Source organism: Thermus sp. KWY1, from assembly GCF_057547025.1.
Window position 1 is genome coordinate 1 of the sequence record NZ_BAAJPG010000018.1, and the last position, 20697, is coordinate 20697.

Below are 20697 nucleotides of genomic sequence, written 5' to 3' on the forward strand. Positions count from 1 at the left end.
TTGGGTACGGGACGTTCTCCTCCACGAGGATGCCTGCCAGGTGCGGGGGGTGGGGGCACAGGTCTTGGCGGCCCTCCGGGCCTTTCTGGTCTCCATGCTTCACCGCCAAGGGGTCAGGGAGAAGAAGGCGGCCTTGGAGGCCTTCTCCTTCAACCCCCTCTCCGCCCTGCGCTTCCTGGGGCTCTATGCGGCATAGCGGTCAAGTCTGCGTGACGGAACTCCTTAACCGTCCGGCGCACGGGAAAAGGCTATCATGAAAGGGCGTGGAAATGCACCCGGACCTCGCCCTAAGGCCCAGGACCCTGGACGAGTACATCGGCCAGGAGAGGTTGAAGAAGAAGCTGAGGGTGTACCTCGAGGCGGCCAAGGCCCGGGGGGAGCCCCTAGAGCACCTCCTCCTCTTCGGCCCCCCAGGCCTGGGCAAGACCACCCTGGCCCACGTGATCGCCCACGAGCTTGGGGTGAACCTGCGCGTCACCTCGGGGCCCGCCATAGAGAAACCCGGCGACCTGGCCGCCATCCTGGCCAACTCCCTGGAGGAAGGGGACATCCTCTTCATCGACGAGATCCACCGGCTAAGCCGCCAGGCGGAGGAGCACCTCTACCCGGCCATGGAGGACTTCAAGATGGACATCGTCATCGGCCAGGGGCCCGCGGCCCGCACCATCCGCCTGGAGCTTCCCCGCTTCACCCTGATCGGGGCCACCACCCGCCCGGGCCTCATCACCGCCCCCTTGCGGAGCCGCTTCGGCATCGTGGAGCACCTGGAGTACTACTCCCTGGAGGAGCTGGCCGAAGGGGTCAGGCGGGACGCGAGGCTTCTAGGGGTGGCCATCACCGAGGAAGCCGCCCTGGAGATCGCCAAAAGAAGCCGGGGCACCATGCGCGTGGCCAAACGGCTTTTCCGGCGGGTGCGGGACTTCGCCCAGGTGGCGGGGGAGGAGACCATCACCCAGGAAAGGACCCTGGAAGCCCTAAACGCCTTGGGCCTGGACGAGCTGGGCCTGGAGAAACGGGACCGGGAGATCCTGGAAACCCTGATCCTGCGCTTCGGAGGCGGCCCGGTGGGCCTGCAGACCCTGGCCACCGCCGTCTCCGAGGATCCAGGTACTCTGGAAGAGGTCCACGAACCTTACCTCATCCAGCAGGGGCTCCTGAAGCGCACCCCCCGGGGCCGGGTGGCCACGGAACGGGCCTACCGCCACCTGGGCTATCCCCCTCCCGTGGAACCCCTTCTCTAGGCCATGGTACGGGCCACCCTGGAAGAACTGGACCTGGCGGAACTCCTGAAAGCCCTGGCCGACCACCGCAAAAGCGCCGTGGTGACCTTCCGGGGGCGCCTTTACGGCAGGATCCACCTCCTCCACGGGCGCATCCTCTACGCCCGCACCGAGCCGGGACCCCACCTGGGGGAGTACCTGGTGCGCCTTGGCCACCTTTCCCTGGAGGAAGTTCAGGAGTTAGTGGAGCGCCAGGGGCGGGAAAACCCCGGAACCCCCTTGGGGGCCCTGGCCCTGGAGCTGGGCCTCATCGGGGAAGAGGAGCTAAGGGAGGCCCTCGAGGCCCAGGTCCTGGAGGCCCTGGCCACCCTGCTGGGGGAGAAGGAAGGGGAGATCCTGGCTGAGCCCCTCGAGGAGGGAAGCCAGGTGGCCTTGCCGGAAACCCTGGAAACCAAGGCCACCCTTCTGGAAGCCGCCCGGCGCCTGGACGAGTGGCGCCAGGCCCAGGTGGACCCCGACGAGGTCTTCCACCTGGTGGAGGACCCCACCCGCCACCCCCTCACCCCCGAGGCCTGGACGGTGTTGGAACTCTTGGACGGGGTGCGCCGGGCGAGAAGCGTGGCCCTGCTATCCGGCCTTCCGGAAGAGCAGGTTTACCATATCCTCTTTGAGCTGAAAAGCCGGGGGCTGATCCGCCCTTCCACCCTGCTTGCGGACGACCCCCTGGTCCTGGTGCTGGCGGAAAGCGGGGTGGTGCGGCGGCTTCTCCTCTACCTCCTGGAGGCCCACCGCTACCGGGTGCAGCTTCCCCTGGATCTGGAGATGGCCCTGCGCCTTCTCAAGGAAAGGCCCAAGGCCATCATCCTCCAGGGGGAAAGGACCTTAGAAATGGCCCGAAAACTCCGGGCCCACCCCGAGGGCAAGCTGGCCTCCCTGTACGTGGTGAGCGAAACCCCCCCGGGGCTTCTCTTCCGTCCCCTCAGGGTTTTGCATCTTCCCAAACCCTTAAAGGCCCAGGAGGTGCTTAAGGCCCTGGCCCCCTTAAGGCGGGGCGGGACCTAGTTGGGCCGTCTTCCCTCCCGCAGGATGGCCTCCGCCCGCTCCCGGTAGGCCACCAGGGCCTGGTGCCACTCGTCGGCGGGGTGGACATGGGGCAGCACCGCCTCCGCACGGGCCAGGATTTCCTCAGGAGAGCGGTAACCCAGCTGGACCAGGGTGTCCACCACCATCTCCTGGGCTCCCACCCACTCCCGGCTTCCCTCCTCGGAAACCTCCGCCGCCTTACGGTAATGGGCCAAGGCTTCTTCCAGGTGCATCAGGTCGTAGGCGATATGGCCCAGGATGAGCTCCCCTGCCGCCTCCGCCCCCTGGCGCATGGCCCTATGGGCCATTTCCTCCGCCTCCTGGTACCGCCCCTGGCGGTACAAAGCCTCGGCCAGGTCCGCCAGGGCCTGGGCCCGGTAGGGGTAGCCCTCTTCCCGCAAAAGGGCCTCCAGGTACTCCTCCGCCTCCAGGTAGGCCCCCTGGTCCAAGGCCGCCACCGCCATCTCGTGGAGAACGTATCCCTTCTCCAGACCCTCAGCCCTGGCCAAGGCTTCCTGGAAGGCCGCCATGCCCTCAGCGTAGCGGCCCAGGCGGAGCAGGATCTGCCCCTGCAGAAGGGGGGTGCCATAGGCCTTGTGGCCGCCTTCCTCCTCCAAGGCCAAAGCCCTCTGCACCTCCTCCAGGGCCCGGTTGGGGTTATCCAGAAGGAGATGGGCCCGGGCCAGGAGGTAGTGGCGGGTGGCGGCGTCCTCCACGGGCTCCTCCCCCACGGCTCCCGAGGCCTCCTCGAGGGCCAGAAGGGCTCTTTCCCCCTCCCCCACCTCCAGCCACATGGCGGCAGCATCCAAAAGGAGCCAGTAGCGCTCCAGCCCCAAGGCCAGCTCCGCCCCCCTCTCGTAGGCCAAAGCGGCCTCCCGGTAGCGGCCGAGCCTTTCCAAGGCCCTTCCCTTAAGCCCCTCCGCCCGCCAGGCCAAAAAGGCGGGAAGCCCCTCCTTGAGCGTCCTCAGAACCTCCTCAAACCGGCCCAGGTAGAAAAGGGCCTGGGCCTGATGGTAGCGGGCCCGGGGGTCCTCCGTGGGAAGGAACAGGGCCAGCACCTCCTTTTCCCCCCGGCCCTCGAGGGCCAGAAGCTCCCCCAGAAGGGCCCGGTACAGGGGGTCGTACTCCAACCCCCCAAGCTCATAGGCCTCCTCCAAGGCCCGGTGGGCCTTCTCCAGCCCCTCCTCCCCGTAGAGGCTGTGCACCTCCGCCAGGAGCAAAAGGGCCTCCCGGGCCTCCCCCTTGGAGCCGAACAGGGCCTTCCGGGTAAGGCGCTCGATGGCGGTATCGTAATCCCCTTGGTGCAGGGCCTCGAGGACCCCCTTCATCGCCGCTAGAGGATACCACACCCCTCAGTCCTCTCACCGCAAAGGCGCTACCATAGGACCAGGGAGGTAGACCTTGCCGCAGCGGATCAACCCCTTCACCCTAGTCTTCTTGCTCCTTCTAGGCTATCTGGCCTATACCGCCTTCACGGGCCCCCCAGCCCCCACCCTTCCCTACACGGAGTTCCGCACCCTGGTGCGCCAGGGCAAAGTGGCGGAGGTGACCCTGGAGGAAACCCGCATCCTGGGCACCTTGAAGGAACCCGAGCGCTTCCCCACCCCGCAGGGGGGAAGCCAGGTGGCCAGGCGCTTCGCCGTGCCCCTGCCCCCAGCCCAGGTGACCGACCCCGAGCTTCTCCGCTTCCTGGAGGAAAACGGGGTGAGGATCGTCACCAAACCTCCCTCCCTGTGGCCCCAGTTCCTCCTGTACCTGGGACCCACCCTCCTCCTCATCGTCTTCTTCTGGTTCTTCTTCATGCGGGCCCAGGGCGGGGCCGGGCAGGTGATGCAGTTCGGGCAGAGCCGGGCCAAGCTTTACGGGAAGGAGAAGCAGGTCAACACCACCTTCAAGGACGTGGCCGGCCACGAGGAAGCCAAGCGGGAACTCATGGAGGTGGTGGACTTCCTCAAGAACCCCAAGAAGTACCTGGAGCTGGGCGCGGAAATCCCCAAAGGAGTTCTCCTGGTGGGCCCTCCCGGAACCGGCAAGACCCTTCTGGCCCGGGCGGTGGCGGGGGAAGCAGGCGTACCCTTCTTCTCCGTCTCCGCCAGCGAGTTCATGGAGATGTTCGTGGGCGTGGGGGCAAGCCGGGTGCGAAGCCTCTTTGAGGACGCCCGACGGAACGCTCCCAGCATCATCTTCATCGACGAGCTGGACTCCATTGGCCGCAAACGGGGGGCAGGCATCGGGGGTGGCCATGACGAGCGGGAGCAGACCCTGAACCAGATCCTTTCCGAGATGGACGGCTTCGAAAAGGACACCTCAGTGATCGTCCTGGCCGCCACCAACCGCCCGGACATCCTGGACCCCGCCCTGCTGCGCCCCGGGCGCTTTGACCGCCAGGTGGTGGTGGGCCTTCCCACCCTGGAGGAGCGCCGGGATATCCTCTTGGTGCACATGCGGGGTAAACCCATCGCCGAGGAGGTGGACGCCCTGGAGCTGGCCCACCTCACCCCGGGCTTCTCCGGGGCCGACCTGAAGAACCTGGTCAACGAGGCAGCCCTGCTGGCGGCCCGGGATGGCGCCAAGAAAATCCGCAAGGAGCACTTCCTGAAGGCCCTGGACAAGATCGTCCTGGGCCTCGAGCGGCCTGCCCTTAAGCTTTCCGAGGAAGAGAAGAGGGCCGTGGCCTACCATGAGGCCGGGCATGCCGTGGTGGGCGAGGTTCTGCCCCACGCCGACAAAACCGAGAAGGTTTCCATCGTCCCCAGGGGCATGGCCTTGGGTGCCCGCTGGAGCAAACCCGAGGAAAGGGTTTTGGTTTCCAAGGACCACCTCATGGACGAACTGGCCGTCCTCATGGCGGGCCGGGTGGCGGAGGAGCTCTTCACCGGCACCGTGACCACCGGGGCCCAGGACGACTTCAAACGGGCCACCCAGATCGCCAAACGCATGGTCCTGGACTGGGGTATGGGGGAGCACTTCAAGAACATCGCCTGGGGTTCGGACTCCGGCCCCATCTTCCTGGGTGAGGAGATCGCCAAGAAGAAGGACCACTCCGAGGAAACCGCCCGCCTCATCGACCAAGACATCCGCAAGATCCTGGACGAAGCCTACGCCAAGGCCCGCCAGGTCCTCATGGAGCACGCCCCCGCCATGCACAAGATCGCCGAGGAACTCCTTAGGGAGGAAACCATCCCCGGGGAGCGGGTGCGGGCCATCCTTAAGGAAGCCCAGGCGGTGCAAAGGGCCTCAGAGGAAAGCGCCTAGCAAAGGGCGGGAAGAGCCTTTTCGGCCTCCGAGAGGAGGGCCTGCTTTGTGGGATCATCCCAGCCCAGGAGGGGGGCCATGAGGTCCCCCACCCGGGGCAGGGCCTCCTCCGCCCGCTTCCGGTCCAGAAGGGCCAGGCCCAGCCTGCGGGCCAGCACGTCCAGGGGCTTTTGGGCAAGCTCCTCCCTCACCGCCCACACCACCTCCCCCTCCAGGTAGGGAAGCCCGGGGAGAAGGGGCCTATCCCCCAAGGCCGCCACCTCGGGGGCCAGGGTGCCGTAGTGGGCGTAGAGGTGTTCAGCCACCCCCTCCGGCAGGGGCAGGGGAGGCCTGGGCCCCGCTCCCAGGAGGGGGGTGCGGTGGCTTGGGGAAGGAGGGAGGGGAAGGGAGAGGTCCCGGGCCAGGCGTTCCAGGAGGTCCAGGGCCATGAGGCGGAAGGTGGTCCACTTGCCCCCGGTGAGGGTGTAGAGGCCCTGTTCCTCCACGATGAGGTGGTCCCGCACCAAAAGCCGGGTCTCCCCCTTCCCCACCAAGGGCCTGAGGCCCGCCCAGGCGGCCAGGACCCTATCCGAGAGGTCTCCCAGGTAGGGCCGGATCTCCTCCAGGAGGTAGGCCACCTCCTCCTCCCGGGGCAGGGGGCAGGCGGTGGCCTCGGCGGGGAGGTCGGTGGTACCCAGAAGGGCCCGGCCCTGCCAGGGCAGGAGGAAGAGGACCCGGCCGTCCCGGGTCCTGGGCAGGAGGAGGCCCACCCGCAGGGGGTAGTCCAGGACCAGGTGGGTCCCGCTGGAGGGGGTGAGGAGGGGGGGAAGATGGGGATCCAAAAGGTGGCGCACCCGGTCCGCCTGGGGGCCAGCGGCGTTCACCACCGCCCGGGCCTGGACCTCCACCTCCCGGCCCCTCAGGCGGTCCCGGACCACCGCCCCCCTTACCCTTCCCCCCTTCCGGAGGAAGCCCGTGGCCTCGGCGTGGTTCAGGGCCACCGCCCCCCGCGCGATAGCGGAGAGGATGAGGGCCAGGTTCAGGCGGTAGTCGGCGAACTGCCCATCCTGGTAGAGGATGCCCCCCAGGGTGGGGGGAAGGCCGGGGAAGAGGGCCTGCACCTCCCTGGGAGGAGCGTAGCGGCTTGGGGCCAGCCGCCTCCTTCCCGCCAACAGGTCGTAGAGCTTGAGGCCGAACCCGTAGTAGGGGATCTCCAGGGGGCGGAAGAGGGGGGTGAGGAGGGTTAAGGGCCTGGCCAGGTGGGGGGCGAGCTCCATCACCACCCTCCTCTCCCGGAGGGCGTCCCGCACCAGGCGAAGCTGCCTGGGGTCCCGGTGCCGCACCGCCAGCTCCAGGTAGCGCACCCCCCCGTGGAGGAGCTTGGTGGAGCGGCTGCTGGTCCCCGCCCCGAAGTCCCCTGCCTCCACCAAGGCCGCCCTCAGGCCCCTTAGGGTGGCCTCCCACAACACCCCCGCCCCCGTGGCCCCACCCCCCAGGATCAGGAGGTCCAGGGGCTCCTTCAGGCGCTCCCAGAGCTCCTCCCGGCTTGGGGTCATCCCTCCTCCCTCGCCCAGCCCAAAGCCCGCTCCACCGCCCGCCGCCAGCCCTGATGTAGGGCCTCCCGCCGGGAGGGGGATAGGCGGGGGAGAAAGCGGGCCTCCAGGGTCCAGGCTTCCCGCACCGCCTCCAGCCCCAGGACCCCCGCCCCCACCCCGGCCATCCAGGCCGCCCCCAGGGCGGTGGTCTCCGTGACCCTGGGCCTGAGGACCGGCACCCCCAGGAGGTCCGCCTGGATCTCCAGGAAAAGGGCGTTCTGGGCCATGCCCCCATCCACCCGGAGCTCCTCCAGGGAAAGCCCCGCCTCCCCCTCCATGGCCCGCACCACGTCCAGCACCTGGAAGGCCACCCCCTCCAGGGCCGCCCGGGCCAGGTGGGCCCTGCTGGTCCCCCGGGTGAGGCCCAGGATGGCCCCCCGGGCGTAGGGGTCCCAGTAGGGGGCCCCCAGGCCGGTGAAGGCGGGAACCAGGTACACGCCCCCGCTGTCCGCCACCTCCCGGGCCAGGGCCTCCACCTCGGCGCTCTCCCGGATCAGGCCCAGGCCCTGAAGCCACCCCACCACCGCCCCCGCCATGAAGACGCTTCCCTCCAGGGCGTAGCTGACCTTGCCCCTCACGCTCCAGGCCACGGTGCTGAGGAGGCCCTTGGGGGAAGGGACGGGCCGCTCTCCCGTGTTCAGGAGCAGGAAGGCCCCGGTCCCGTAGGTGCACTTCCCCTGCCCTGCCGCCAAGGCCGCCTGGCCGAAGAGGGCCGCCTGCTGGTCCCCCAGCACCCCCCGGATGGGGATGGGGGCCCCGAAGAGCTCCGGGAGGGTCGCCCCAAACTCCCCATCCGAGGGGCGCACCTCGGGCAGCATGGCCGGGGGGATCCCCAGAATCCCCAGAAGCTCCTCGTCCCAGGAGAGGGTGTGCAGGTTAAAAAGCAGGGTGCGGCTGGCGTTGGAGGGATCCGTGGCGTGCACCCTGCCCCCCGTGAGGCGGTAGAGGAGCCAGGTGTCCACGGTGCCGAAAAGAACCTCCCCCCTCCCCGCCCGCTCCCTAAGGCCGGGCACGTTCGCCAACAGCCAGGCCAGTTTGGTGCCGGAGAAGTAGGGGTCCAGAAGAAGCCCGGTGCGCTCCCGGAAGAGGGGCTCCAAGCCCTGGGCCTTGAGCTCCTGGCACAGGGAGGCCGTGCGCCTATCCTGCCAGACGATGGCGTTATAGAGGGGCCTCCCCGTGCCCCATTCAAACACGAGGGTGGTCTCCCGCTGGTTGGTGAGGCCCAGGGCCACCACCTGCCTGGCCTCCACCCCGGCCTGGCGCAAGACCTCCTGGGCCACCCCAAGCTGGCTTTCCCAGATCTCCAGGGGATCGTGCTCCACCCAGCCCGGCCTCGGGTAGAGCTGGCGGAACTCCCTCTGGGCCATGGCCACAGGCCTCCCCTCCAGGCTGAAGAGGATGGCCCGGCTGCTGGTGGTGCCCTGGTCCAGGGCCAAAAGGTACTTCATAGAGCCTCCCGTAACCTCCTAGCGGAATCCTCGGGCAGGGCGTCCACCACGAAGGTGCCCGCCCCAAGCTCCGTGCCCGCCAGGAACTTGAGCTTGTCCTTGGCCCTTTTGGGGGGGTAGAACTCCACATGGAAATGAAAGGTGCGTTCCTCCCCCAAGGGGGCGGCGTGGAAAACCATCACGTAGGGGAAGGGCTCCCCGAAAAGGGCGTCGTAGCGGGCCACCACCCGGCCCAGAAGCCGGACGAAGGCGGCCATCTCTTCCTCGGAAAAGGTCCAAAGCCCTGGGTGGCGCTCCAGAGGAGCCACCCAGACCTCAAAGGGGTAGCGGGCGAAGGGGGGCACGAAGGCCAAAAACCCCTCCTCCTGGTCCACCCGGTAGGGCTCCAGGTGGGGAAAAAGCTCCAGGAGCACGGGCCTTTCCCTAAAGGCCTGGCTTTCCCGCTCCAGGATGGGGGGCACAAAGGGGTAGGCGTAGATCTGCCCGTGGGGATGGTGGAGGGTCACCCCCACCGCCTCCCCCCGGTTCTCGAAGGGCATGACGAACCGGATCCCCTCGAGGGCATACAAGGCCCGGTACCGGTCCCGCCAAACCCAGGCCAGGAGGAGCCTTTCCTCCTCCGTGAGGGTGGCCAGGCTTCCCACGTGGGCCTGGGTGTACACCACCACCTCGCACCGGCCCAAAGCCCTCTCCGCGGGAACGGGAAGCCCATCCGGAGGAGGAGTGGGCCTTGGCACCAGGGAGGGGAACCGGTTTTCAAAGACCGCCACCCGAAAACGGTCAAAGGGAATCTCCGTGGGAAAGCCCCCCTCCTGGCTTGGGCAAAGGGGGCAGTGCTCCTTGGGAGGCAAGAAGGTGCGCTCCTGGCGGTGGGCCGCGTAGACCACCCACTCCCCCCGCAAGGGGTGGTAGCGGAGGTGCGGGCTTGGGGAGATGGACCCCGCCTCCTGCGGCAAGGAAGGCTCCTCGGCCACGGGCAAGACCTCCACCTCGAGGGGATGAAGCCCGTAAAGGATCAGCTCCCGCCCGTCCTTCTTGCGATGCACATGCTTATAAAAGGAAGGCATAGTCCAACACCTCCTCCCCCACCCGGAAACGGTAGGGGCCAAGGGGCTTTACCTCCTTATCCCGGCTCAGGAAGGCCCAAAGCCTTTCCCTTTCCTCCGGGGAAAGCCAGGAGGGCGGGTCGGAGGTGGCCTTGAAGCCCGTGATCTCCCCCATGGCCTCCTGCAGGCGCATCTCCTCAAGGGACAGCAACGAGAAACGGCTCCGGAAAAAGGCCACATCCGGGTCCACCTGGACGTTTTCCCGCAACCAAAGCCGGTGCAGGGTGGTGCGGAGGGCGTTCCTTAGCCCCGGGCCCGTGGGGTCCTGTAGCCAGAAGGAGCGGTCCTCGTTGTCCCAGTAGGGGGCCACATCCGGACCCACCCTGAGGCCATCGGCAAGCCCCAAGGAGGCCAGGATGGGAGCGCCGCAAAAGAGAAGGTAGGCCTCCCCTGCCTCCTCGCGGATCCGCTCCATGGCCTTACGGTACCGCACCTCCCCCTCGGCCCCGGGTAAAGCAGCGGCGTAGAGGAAATCCAGCTTCAGGTAGTCGTACCCCCAGGCCCGCACCTTGCGCACCAAGCCCGCCACATGGTCCAAAACCTCCTCGTTGCCCGAATCCAGGGCGTATAGGGGTTTCCACCAGTTGAAGCCCGCGGGGATGGGCCTTCCCTCCCCGTCCCGCAGGATCCACTCGGGATGGGCCCGCACAAGGGGGCTATCCGGCGTCACCAAAAAGGGAGCCAGCCATAACCCCGCCCTGAAGCCCTTTTCCCGGATCCTCTCCGCCAAAAACGCCATCCCCCGGGGGAAGCGCTCGTTGGGTTCCCAGTCCCCAAGGGCCCGCTGCCAGCCGTCGTCGATCTGGAAGACCTCAAAGGGAAGCCCGGCCACTTCCTCCAGCACCTCGAGGAGCAAGGCCTCATGGATCCGGTTGTAGAAGCTATACCAGGAGCACCACAGCCTGGGAGGCCCTTTGGAAAGCCGCCTGGGAAGGAGCCTGCCATAGGCGGCGAACACCTCCGTTGGCTCCCCGTAGCCCAGAAACCACTCCCCCTCCTCCTCGGCGTAGCGGCCCAGGAGGAGGTCCTCGCGCCCCAAGACCCGCGCCCCCACGCCCAGGGCCCCCAGGAGAAGTACCTTCCCATCTGGCCCCTCGAGGGCCCCTAGGCCGCTTCCCCACCACTCGGAAGCCTCGAGGAGGAAGGGGTCGTCCGCCTGGGGCCTGCGGGCCTCGGGGAAAAGGGGCTTCGGGGGAAAGTTTAGGTCCACCCAGGTGGTGAGGCTCCAGCTCTGCCAGCCGTGGCGGCAGAAGCGCTTCGAGGCAAAGGGAGCAAAGACCCGCACCTCCCGGCCCCTCAGGAGGTAACCCCCGGGAACAGGCCCCAAGGCCTCCGCCAGGACCGGCACCTCGAGGCGGCTTTCCCGAAGAGGATCCGAGAACTCCAGCCGCATGCCCCATCCTCCCTAGGAGCTTCCTGCCCCCGGCATTCTACCCTTCGCTCCGTAAGGGAAGCGAAAGGCTAGGGCCAAGGCCAAGAGCGTAGCCAAAAAGGGTGGACCCGCCATAAGGAAGCGGAAGGCGGCCTCGGGACGCGGGCCCGGCACCTCCCCGCTCACGTAGCCGAAGAGGGGAGTAAGGAGGGCAAAGGAAAGAGCCTGTAGGGGCCCGGAAAGGCGGTTGATGAAGCCGTACACGCTATAGTAGACCCCTTCCCGCCTCCTCCCCGTAACCTCGGCGTCCCGGTCGATCACCTCGGCCAGAAGGACATCCCCCAGGACCAGCACCCCGCCAAACCCCACCCCGATGAGAAGGCCCACGGGAAGAGCCTCAAGAAGAGTGCGGGGCAGGAAGAGGAGAAGGGCCCCCAGGGCCAAGAGGAAAATGGCCAGGAGCCAGGCTCCCTTGGAGCCCAAAGTCCCTGCCAGCCGGGCCCAGAGAAAGACCGAGGGCAAAGCGGCCAGGAGCACCGTAGCGAAGAGCAAGGAAGTGGCCTCCGGCCCAAGGCCCAAGGCGTATTTGGCGTAAAAGGGCATGGCCGCCCCGAAAAGCCCCACGGCGAAGAGGAGGAACAAGGCGGCCAGGGAGTAGATCCAGAAGGCCTGGTTCCCCAGGGTGTAGCGGAAGGCGGGGATAAAGGGAAGGGGCTCCGCCTCCTGGGCCTTGGGATCCTCCCGGATGCTCTTGAGGAAAAGGAGGACCAGAAGGCCCCCGAGGCCCCCATAGAGGAGGGCCATGCCGGGGAAACCCAAGGCAGTGTAGACCAAGGGGGTCAGGGCGATGCTCACCGCCAGGCCCACGAAGTAGAACCCCTGCCGCCAGGCGTTGGCCCGGGCCCGCTCCTCCTCCTTGCGGAAAAGCTCGGGGAAAAGGGCCGCATGGTTCACCCAGGTGAGGGCGGCGAAGGTCTCAAAGAGCAGGATCACCCCAAGGCAATACCAGAAGAGGGCAGGCCCCTGAAGGAAGGGCCCGGGAACGCTAAAGGTGAGGTAGAAGGCCAAAAGCAAAAAGGGAAGCCCTACAAAAAGCCAGGGCCGCCTCCGGCCCCAGGGGGTCCTGGTGCGGTCGGAGAGGTAGCCGAAAAGGGGATCGTTCACCGCATCCCAGACGGAAAAAACCAAGCGGGCCAAGGCGAAGGCGCTGGCGGCCAAACCCAGATGGTCCAGGTAGTAAAAGGCCAGGTAGGTGCCGAAGGTCTGGCCCGGCAGGGTTAGGCCCAAAGCACCCAGGGCATAGGCGATATGGGCCGGGATCACCAGGCCACCCCCAGGGGCAGGATAGGCTCCAGATACTCCACCTCGAGGACATGGCGGGACCAGAGCCTCTCCCCCTCGTAGGCCTCCCCCACCAGGCGGTAGGCGCCAGGGGGAAGCCGCCTCAAGGCCTCCTGGAGGGGAAGGTAGCGGGCCTGGACCTCGAGGGGGCTTTCCCAAAGCTCGCCCAGGCTGAAAAACCTTCGGGCCTCCCCGGGGGCCAGGGCCACCTCCTCCTCGTAAAGGGAAAGGTCTTGCGGGCCTTCCAGGAAAAGGTGGACCCGAAGGCTTAAGGGCCTTTCCAGGTCGCTTATGAGCCAGGCCTCCTGCAGGGGAGGCCCTCCCACCTCCATCCTTTCCCGGTAGGGAACCAGGGAGAGGAGAACCGGGCTGCTGGCCTCCTTCAGGGCGTGGTAGCCCTTCTTGGGCACCCGCTCCACGTCCACCACCGCCCAGGTGATCCCCTCCCAGGGCTCCACGAACATGAACTGGAAGTAGCCCACCACCCTCCCCTTCCCCCGCCGGTAGGCGTGGATGGCAAACTCCAGTAGCCTCGCCTGGTAGGCCTGGGAGTTCTCCACAAACTCCTCCAGGGACCCCCCAACCTCCACCCCCGCCACCCGGAAGGTCTCGTGGGGCTGGAAGTTGTGGTAGGAGTAGACCTCCCACCTGGGAGGCCAGGCCGCCTCCCCTAGGACCCGGCGCAGGAGTTCCGCCCGGGGCAGGGCTTGGGCCCCGAACTCGGAAGGAAGAGGGGCCCCGGGGAGGGCCAGGAAGTCCCGCAGGTGCCCCCAGTACCACCCGGGGTAGGGGTGCTCGCGGAAGTCGGAGGCCTCCTTCACCGGGCGGGTGGGGTCTTCGGCCCTGAGGGCAGCGGAAAGGAGGGGGCCTAAGGTGTGGCGGTTGTGGGTGGGCTCGTTCTGGGCGCACCAGAGGTAAAGGGAGGGATGGGCCCCTAAGACCTCCACCATGGCCCTTGCCTGGCGCAAGGCCTCCTGGGCGAAGGCCTCGTCGGGGGCGTACCCCCACTGCAAGGGGAAGTCCTGCCAGACCAGGATCCCCTCCTGGTCGCAGGCCCGGTAGAAGGCGGGGTGGGTCACGTGGGCGTGGACCCGCACCGCGTTCAGGTTGGCCTCCTTGAGGAGGGCCACGTCCTTCTGGGCCAGGGCCTCGCTATAGCCGGCAAGCCACTGGGTGGGGATGATGTTGGTCCCCCTCAGGAAAAGCCTCCTGCCGTTTAGAAGAAGCCAGCCCTCCCCGTCCAGCTCCACGGTGCGGAAGCCCAAGGGCACGCTGAGGCTTGCCCCTAGAAGCTCCGCCTCCAGGCGGAAGAGATGGGGGAACCCCCGCTCCCACACCTCCCACAGGGGCATCCCCGGCAGGTCCCAGACCACCTCCTGCCAGCCCCGTCCCCCTTCCCCCTCCAGGATTAGCCTCCGCTCCAGGGCCTCCCCGGAGAAGTTCTCGGGGAGGATCCTGAGGGCCACCTCCTCGCGGAAGGGCCTCGGGGCATCCACCCAAAGGCGCACCCATAGCCGCCACCCCCCGGGCCGGGGAAGGAGGCGGTGGGTGAGGCCGAGAAGGGCCACCTCCTCCCGCATCCACACCTCCACCCCGCCCCACAGGCCCCCCGTTCCCCGCTCCTGGCCCCGTTCCGAACTCCCCCCGGGCCGGCAGTCGTGCTGCCCAAAGACCCCCTTGATCTGCCGCTTGAACCGGGGCCAGACCCCCAGGGGTTCCTTGGGGGCGGAAACCCTAAGGAGAAGCTCCCGCCCAGGAGGAAGCTCCAGAAGCCAGGGGGAGAAGTACCCCTCGTGCCGTCCCAGGTGGGTGCCATCCAGCCAGGCCTCCTGGTAATAGTCCCCAAGGGCGTAAAGGAACCGCCTCGGGCCCCCCTCGGGAAGGAGAAGCCGGTACCAGCCCACCTCCGCCTCCAGGCGTGCGCCCTCCGGCCCCCCGGGCTCACCCAGGCTCCACTGGTGGGGAAGGGCTACCTCCCGCCAGCCCTCCTGGGGAAGTTCCGCCGGGATCCTCGCCTCATGGGCCAAAAACCAAGCTCTTTCCCACCTCATCCCTCCACCTCCAACAGGGCCTCCCGGAAAGGAGGCAGGAAAACCCGCCCTCCCTGGGACGGGTAGACCTTTCCCTCCACCCGGGCCCCCCAAAGCCTTCTCTCCCAAAGCCTGATGCTCACTCCCTCCCAGGGCCAGGGGTACTCCCCCTCCCCTTCCCAAAGGAGGCGGTAGCCCCCCTCCGCCGGGAGCAGGCGGAACCGATCCAGCCGATAAGGTCCTTCCCCGTCCCCCTCATCCCAGTACAGGTGGCCTTCCGCCCCGCCTTCCCCCGGGTAAAGGTGCAGGGCAAGGCCCCCTTCCTCCAAGAGGGGCAGGATGGACCCGGCCCGCACCAAAAGGGGAATCCGCTTTAGGGGAGCGGGAAGCCGCACCCGGGCGGGGCCCTCCAGGACTCCATCCTCCTCCCAGGGGTACCACCCGCCCTTGGGCAAGGGCACCTCCTTAGCCCTGGCCCCTTCCTCCAGGACCGGGGCCACCAGAATGTCCCTTCCCAACAAGAAGGCCTCCTCGAGGTCTGCTCCATCGGGCTGGCCCCCTTGCAGGAAAAGGGGCCTGAGGAGGGGAAGCCCCTCCCGGCTTGCCCGATAGGCCAAGGTGTAGAGGTAAGGAAGAAGCCTTTCCCTAAGCTCCATAGCCCAGCGCACCCCCTCCAAAACCTCCTCCCCAAAGCGCCAGGGCTCCCGGCGCCTGGTCCAGCGGGCGGAGTGGAGGCGGAAGAAGGGGGTAAAGGCGGCAAGCTGGAACCAGCGCACATAGAGCTCGGGAGAGGGGTTTCCGCTAAAGCCCCCGATGTCCGAGCCCACGAAGTACACCCCGGAAAGGGAAAGCCCCAGGAGAGCCCGCAGGGTGGTGCTCAGGCCCTCCCAGGTGCTCTCCACATCCCCAGTCCAGGCCCAGGCGTAGCGCTGCACCCCAGCAAACCCCGCCCGGGTGAGGAGGAAGGGCCGGCGAAGGGGGGCATGTTCCCGGAATCCCTCAAAGCTGGCCCGGGCCATGAGGAAGCCGTAGAGGTTGTGGGCCAGGGTGTGATCCCCCCCTTGGCCCTCGAGGGCATGGCGGACGCTTCGGGGAAAGGTGGGCTCCCCCCAGGCGGCGAAGAGGGCAGGCTCGTTCATGTCCAGCCAGAAGCCGGAAACCCCCATGTCCAAGAAGCCTTTAAGCCTCTCCCCCCACCAGGCCCGGCCCCCGGGGTCGGTGAAGTCGGGGAAAGCAGCAAGTCCAGGCCAGACAGGGCCCAGGAAGACCTCCCCCGTGGGCAAACGGCAGAACACCCCCTCCCTCAGGCCCTCCTCGTAAGGGGAAAATCCCTTTTCTCCCTTAATCCCAGGATCCAGGATAAGCACCGTGTGCACTCCCCTTTCCCGGAAGGTCCGCACCATGCCCCCAAGGTCGGGAAAGCGCTTTTCATCCACGGTGAACACCCGGTATCCCCGCATGTAATCGATGTCCAGGTGGACCGCCTTCAGGGGAAGGTCCCGCTTCAGGAAACCCTCCACCACCTCCTCCACCTCCTTCCGGGTCCTAAGCCCCCAGCGGGCATAGTGGAAGCCCAGGGCCCAGCGGGGCGGCAGGGGTGGAAGGCCGGTGAGGCGCACATAACGGGCCAAGGCTTCCTCCAGGGGCCCGGGGATCAGGTAGTAGCGGAAGGTTCCGCCAAGAAAGCCCACCAGGGCCTCGCCTTCCCGCAGGTCGGCAAAGCCATCCGCAGGGTTCTCGTAAAAGGCCAGGTACCCTCCCTCGAGCTTTTGGGAAAGCCAAAGGGGCACCGAAAGGTAGAGGGGATCCTCCCCGGGGCCGTAGCTTCCCCCGGGGTCCTGGTTCCAGAAACGGAAGACCCCACCCCGGCGGTCCAAGGCATAGGCCCTTTCGCCAAGGCCAAAGACCCTCTCTTCAGGGGCCAGGTGCACCCGGTGCCGCCAGGCCCTCCCCGAGCGCTCGGGGTAGGCCTCCTGCCTGAGAAGCCTTCCCGCCCCATCCCAGAAGGTCAACCCTTCCTCCTCCACCGCCAGGGCCAGGTGGGGGGTTCTAAGAAGGCGGCCTCCCTCCTGGCGCTCAGGCTCAAAGGGGGAGGCTTCCCCCGCCTCCGCCAGGGCGTAAGGAGGCACCGCCTCGCCGGGAAACCAGGTGAGGCGGAGGAGGTCCTCTCCCAGGAAGACCGCTTCCAGTTCCACCTCCTGGAAACGCACCCTCACCCCGCCGGGAATGGCCTTTAGTCCCAGGGGCTTCCCCACCCCTTGCCACGGGAGGAAGGGGGCCTTGGGCTCCCAGCGATCCCGCTTCCTGGCGTACTGGATAGCCAAAAGGAGAACCCCAGGGCCCAGAAGGGCCACCGTTTCCACCGCATTCCAAAGTTTCTTCAGCAAACCCTTTCGCGGTGCACCCATAGCCTACTCCCAAAGCACCCGCCTGGCCTCGCACCCCTCCAGGAAAGCCCGCACCCTCTCCGGGGGCACCTTGGGCCTGCGCCAGAAGTCCAAAAGCCCGTTTTCCTCCTGAAAGGTGTCGTAAAGCTGGGTGTAGCAAAACCCGCTCAGGAGGCTTTCGCAGGCCACCTCCAAATAACGGAGTACCTCCTGCAAGAAGGCCTCCTCCCCCTCCACCTCCCGGTACCCCCAGCCCGGGGTGGAGCCCTTGAGCCTCACACCCCCGAACTCGGAAAGGAAGGGGCGCACCCCTTCAGGAAGAGCCTCCCAGGAAAGGGGCCGGCCCATGGGGGTCAGGGGAAAGGGCTTCTGGCGGTAGCGGCGGGCAAGGACCTCAGGGGGAGCGTAGTCGTGCACGGTGTAGAGGTCCCAAAAGGACCCGTGCTCAAAGCCGTCGTTATCCACCAAAAGGCGCGTGGGGTCCAAGGAGCGGGCCAGGAAAAACACGCCCTGGAGGAAGGAGCGAGCCTCAGGCCCCCAAGGCCAAAGGCCCCAGCTCTCGTTGAAAAGGACCCAGGCCACCACGCTGGGGTGGTTGTGGTCCCGCTCCAAGGCCGCCACCAGCTCGGCCAGGTAGCGCCGGGCGGCCCTGGGAGAGAAGCGGAAGAAGCTTGGCATCTCGGCGAAGACCAATAGCCCAAACCGGTCCGCCAGGTGGAGGTAGCGGGGGTCTTCCAGCTTCTGGTGCTTGCGCACCCCGTTGAAGCCCAGGACCTTGGCCAGGAGGATGTCCTGCCTGAGGGCCTCGAGGCCAGGCGGGGCTAAGTGCCCCTCCGGCCAAAGCCCCTGGTCCAGGGCCAGCTTGGGGAAATAGGGCTCCCTGTTGAGGAAGAAGACCCCTTGCCGGGCGGAAACTTCCCTTAAGCCCCCGTAGGAGTAGGCCTCGTCCAGAACCCGCCTTCCCCCGAGGAGGCGGAGGCGCAAGGGGAAAAGCACCGGATTCTCCGGGCGCCAGAGGATTGCCCCCACCTCTTCCTTTAGGGGAAGCCCCAAAAACCCCCGGGCAAGCCCGCCCACAAGGGGAAAACGGGCTTCTAGCCAAGGCTTTTCCCTCAAAACCTCCCCCCGCACCCCCGGGAAAAGGGCCACCTCCACCGCATCCCCTTCCCCCACGGCCTGGACCTCCAGGTGGAAGCCCAGGGCCTCGAGGTCCGGGCGGAGGCGAAGGGAGGCGATGTGGCTTTCGGGAACCCATTCCAGCCAGACCGGCTGCCAGATCCCCGTGGTCCTCGGGTAGAAGATGCCCTCGGGCTCCCCCAGGGCCTGCTTGCCCCTAGGCTTTTCCGGATCCGAGGGATCGTCCTCCGCTCGCACCAGGACCTCTAAGGGCCTCTCCAGGAAGGAGGTGAGCTCCAGGCCGAAGGGGGTATGCCCCCCTTCGTGTTCCAGGACCCGGGCCCCGTTCAAAAAGACCTCCGCCCGGTAGTCCACCGCCCCGAAGCGCAGGAAAAGCCGAAGGCTGGGCCTGGGCTTAATCCTTAGGACCTTCCGGTACCAGGCCACCTGCACCCAGGGCTCGCCCACGCCGCTACCCGGGGACTCGGGAGGAAAGGGCACCCGAATGGTACGGTCAAAGCGCACCTTTTTGGGGTCCTCGGCCTCGTTCAAGGAGAAGTTCCACGGGCCCTCGAGGCTCTTCCAACCCGGGCGCTGGAGGGTGGGCCTGGGATGGTTGGGGTCCAGCTTCATAGGGCGCTACTCCTTGATCTCATGGGGGAAAAGGGCCGCGAGGAAGTAGGCCAGCAGGATGGCCACCCCCGGGATCACCGCCACCAGGAAGCGGAAGGCCAGGCCCGGGTTCGGCCCGGGGTTTTCCCCGCTCACGTACCCGAAAAGAGGTCCAAGGAGGGCGAAGGAAAGCCCCACCAAGGCCCCCGAGGCCCGGCCAAAAAGCCCCACCAGGCTGTAGTAGGCTCCTTCCCGCCGGGTGCCCGTCCTCTCGGCGTCCAGGTCAATGACCTTGGCCATCACCACCTCCCCCGTGACCCGCACCCCGGCAAACCCCACCCCCACCAGGGCGCCCACCAGGATGGCGAGAAGGAGGCTTTGGGGAAGGAAAAGGAGCAAGGCCGCCACGCCCATGAGGAGGTGGGCGAGCCGCCAGGCCCTTTTGCCCCCCAGGGTCCTTGCCAGCCGGCCCCAGAGGAAGACCGAGGGTATCGCCACCAGGAAAACGGCGGCGAAAAGAAAGGTAGTGGCCCCTTCCGGCAGGCCCAGGCTGTGCTTGGCATAGAAGGCCATCCCTGTCTGGATCACCATGCGCCCGAACTCAAAGAGAAGCCCCACCAAAGCCGCCACCCAGAAGGCCCGGTTCGCCAGGACCAGCCGGAAGGACTCCCTTAGCCCCAGGCCACTTTCCGCCCTGGGGTCCTCCTGGATGCCCGGGAAGAACCACGAGAAGGCCATAAGGGCAAGCCCAGCGAAGAGGAGGGCCATGCCCAGAAACCCCACCTGGGCGTAGACCAAGGGGGCCAGGGCAATTCCCAGGATCAGGCCAAAAAGCTCCGTGCCCCGCTTCAAGGCCGCGGCTCCCGCCCTCTCGCCAAGGCCCCGGAACATCTCCGGGAAGAGGGCCCCGTAGTTGGTCCAGACCACGGTGGCCATGGTTTCATAAAGGACGATGCCCACGGCAAAGTAGTAGGGCAGGACCTGAGGGGAGCGGGCCCAGTCCGGCACCCAGAAGACCAGGAGGTAGAAGAGAAGAAACAGGGGAACACCTACAAGAAGCCAGGGCCGCCTGCGGCCCAGCCGGGTCTTGGTGCGGTCGGAGAGGTGGCCGAACAGGGGGTCGTTGATGGCGTCCCAGAAGGCATACACCGTGCGGGCCAAGGCATAGAAGGCGGCGGAAAGGCCGAGCTTCTCCAGATAGAAGAAGGCCAGATAGGTGCCGAAGCTTTCGGAAACCAGGGTGAGGCCCAGCTGCCCCGAGGCGTAGCGCCACTTTTTCATGACGCCCCCCAAAGGACTTCCCGCACGGCCCGCCAGGTGAGGGGGTAGAACTCGGAAAGGACCCGGCGCACCTCGGGGTGGGCAAGGGCGAAGTAGTCAGCTTCCCGCGTCCTCCAGTCGGGAAGGGCCCGGCCCTCGGGGGTGGGGAGGGCGCTGTGGTGGACCAGGTAGTAAAGGCCCGGGGGGAGGTTGGCCAGGTCCAGGTAAAAGCCAAGCCGCTCCTCCGGGGGAAGGCCATAGGGGTCCACGAAGCGCACCCTGGGGAAAGGCACCTGGGCCATGAGCCTTTCCAGCTCCGGCAAAAATACAGGCGGGACCCCCAGGCCCTCGAGGCTCTCCGGGATCAAGGGCACCAGGCGGTATTCCTCAGCCAGGCGCACGTAGATCTCCGCCAGGTCGGGGCGAAGGACCGCCCCCTGGTGGGTGTCCAGGTGCGTGGGGGAGAATAGCCTTTTTGCCGCCTCAATCTGGGCCTTTAACTCCCGCTCCACTTCCTCGAGGCGGGCATTCTGCCAGAGAACCTCCAGAGAAGAAGGGAAATACCCCGCTTCGTCCCGAAGGCTTTCCCCCGGCGTGAGGGGCCGCATCCTGGGGGCAGGCCCCTCGCTGGTGAGCACCAGGTGCACCCCGAGATCCTCCCCCCTGACCCCGCTGGCCCAGGCCCCCGGCACCATCACGCTCCCCGTGGGAAATCCCAGGGCCTGGTAGGCTCCGTTTTGCGCATGGGTCAGGCCCAGGTCATCGTGGTGAAGGAGGAGGACCCGCCGCCCAAGAAGCCCAAGCCGCTCCAGAAGGTCCATAAAAACCCCCTTTCCCTTCGGATTCCATCCTAGCGCACCACCAGGGAAAAAAGCAAAAAGGGGCTTGGCCAA

At 67.1% G+C, this 20697-nt stretch carries 14 protein-coding genes and 1 pseudogene; 4 read left to right on the forward strand and 11 right to left on the reverse strand.

All coding sequences use genetic code 11. The features are described 5' to 3' along the window. From AC27GT_RS05600 to AC27GT_RS05610, 3 genes and pseudogenes are all read left to right on the forward strand, one after another. Positions 1 to 196 (forward strand): annotated as a pseudogene (locus AC27GT_RS05600) (transposase); the annotation flags it as partial. 73 nt (positions 197 to 269) lie between these two features. Next, positions 270 to 1241: a Holliday junction branch migration DNA helicase RuvB gene (gene ruvB / locus AC27GT_RS05605; RefSeq protein ID WP_015717792.1), complete on the forward strand. Its 972-nt coding sequence runs from the start codon at positions 270 to 272 to the stop codon at positions 1239 to 1241. A gap of 3 nt (positions 1242 to 1244) precedes the next feature. Further along, a complete protein-coding gene (locus AC27GT_RS05610) occupies positions 1245 to 2282 on the forward strand; it encodes a DUF4388 domain-containing protein (protein ID WP_015717793.1) in 1038 nt (345 codons plus the stop codon). On the opposite strand, the gene AC27GT_RS05615 is transcribed toward AC27GT_RS05610, so the two are convergent. Then, positions 2279 to 3631, reverse strand: coding sequence for a tetratricopeptide repeat protein (locus AC27GT_RS05615; protein ID WP_015717794.1), 1353 nt, complete (start codon positions 3629 to 3631; stop codon positions 2279 to 2281). The two genes, AC27GT_RS05610 and AC27GT_RS05615, sit on opposite strands and share 4 nt — an antisense overlap. A 73-nt stretch (positions 3632 to 3704) precedes the next feature. Between AC27GT_RS05615 and ftsH the strand changes: the two genes are divergently transcribed. Next, positions 3705 to 5558 carry an ATP-dependent zinc metalloprotease FtsH gene (gene ftsH / locus AC27GT_RS05620; protein WP_015717795.1) on the forward strand — a complete coding sequence of 618 codons (1854 nt, stop codon included), beginning with the start codon at positions 3705 to 3707 and terminating at the stop codon, positions 5556 to 5558. On the opposite strand, the gene AC27GT_RS05625 is transcribed toward ftsH, so the two are convergent. The 10 genes from AC27GT_RS05625 to AC27GT_RS05670 are packed head-to-tail and all read right to left on the reverse strand — an operon-like array spanning position 5555 to position 20625. Further along, entirely contained in the window at positions 5555 to 7093 is a 1539-nt protein-coding gene (locus AC27GT_RS05625) for an FAD-dependent oxidoreductase (RefSeq protein WP_015717796.1), read from the reverse strand. The two genes, ftsH and AC27GT_RS05625, sit on opposite strands and share 4 nt — an antisense overlap. Continuing rightward, on the reverse strand, positions 7090 to 8580 hold the full coding sequence (gene glpK, locus AC27GT_RS05630) for a glycerol kinase GlpK (RefSeq protein ID WP_015717797.1): 1491 nt from the start codon (positions 8578 to 8580) through the stop codon (positions 7090 to 7092). Before glpK ends, AC27GT_RS05625 begins: the two co-directional genes overlap by 4 nt. After that, the gene (galT, locus tag AC27GT_RS05635) at positions 8577 to 9647 is read right to left on the reverse strand and encodes a galactose-1-phosphate uridylyltransferase (RefSeq protein WP_015717798.1); all 1071 of its coding nucleotides are present in this window, start codon (positions 9645 to 9647) and stop codon (positions 8577 to 8579) included. Before galT ends, glpK begins: the two co-directional genes overlap by 4 nt. Beyond that, the gene (locus AC27GT_RS05640; RefSeq protein ID WP_015717799.1) at positions 9631 to 11079 is read right to left on the reverse strand and encodes a glycoside hydrolase family 36 protein; all 1449 of its coding nucleotides are present in this window, start codon (positions 11077 to 11079) and stop codon (positions 9631 to 9633) included. The genes galT and AC27GT_RS05640 overlap by 17 nt, the downstream gene beginning before the upstream one ends. Positions 11080 to 11091: 12 nt before the next feature. Next, on the reverse strand, positions 11092 to 12378 hold the full coding sequence (locus tag AC27GT_RS05645; protein WP_041439002.1) for an MFS transporter: 1287 nt from the start codon (positions 12376 to 12378) through the stop codon (positions 11092 to 11094). Next, positions 12378 to 14450, reverse strand: coding sequence for a glycoside hydrolase family 2 TIM barrel-domain containing protein (locus AC27GT_RS05650; protein ID WP_015717801.1), 2073 nt, complete (start codon positions 14448 to 14450; stop codon positions 12378 to 12380). The genes AC27GT_RS05645 and AC27GT_RS05650 overlap by 1 nt, the downstream gene beginning before the upstream one ends. Further along, positions 14447 to 16816 (reverse strand): glycoside hydrolase family 31 protein, encoded by a 2370-nt coding sequence (locus tag AC27GT_RS05655; protein WP_234944424.1) that lies wholly within the window; start codon positions 16814 to 16816, stop codon positions 14447 to 14449. Before AC27GT_RS05655 ends, AC27GT_RS05650 begins: the two co-directional genes overlap by 4 nt. Before the next feature lie 24 nt (positions 16817 to 16840). Then, positions 16841 to 18565: a glycoside hydrolase family 2 protein gene (locus AC27GT_RS05660; protein WP_126164604.1), complete on the reverse strand. Its 1725-nt coding sequence runs from the start codon at positions 18563 to 18565 to the stop codon at positions 16841 to 16843. A gap of 6 nt (positions 18566 to 18571) precedes the next feature. Next, complete coding sequence (locus tag AC27GT_RS05665) at positions 18572 to 19825, reverse strand: MFS transporter (protein ID WP_015717804.1); 1254 nt, start codon at positions 19823 to 19825, stop codon at positions 18572 to 18574. Beyond that, positions 19822 to 20625, reverse strand: coding sequence for a carbohydrate deacetylase (locus AC27GT_RS05670; protein WP_041438626.1), 804 nt, complete (start codon positions 20623 to 20625; stop codon positions 19822 to 19824). Before AC27GT_RS05670 ends, AC27GT_RS05665 begins: the two co-directional genes overlap by 4 nt. Positions 20626 to 20697: the final 72 nt, after the last annotated feature.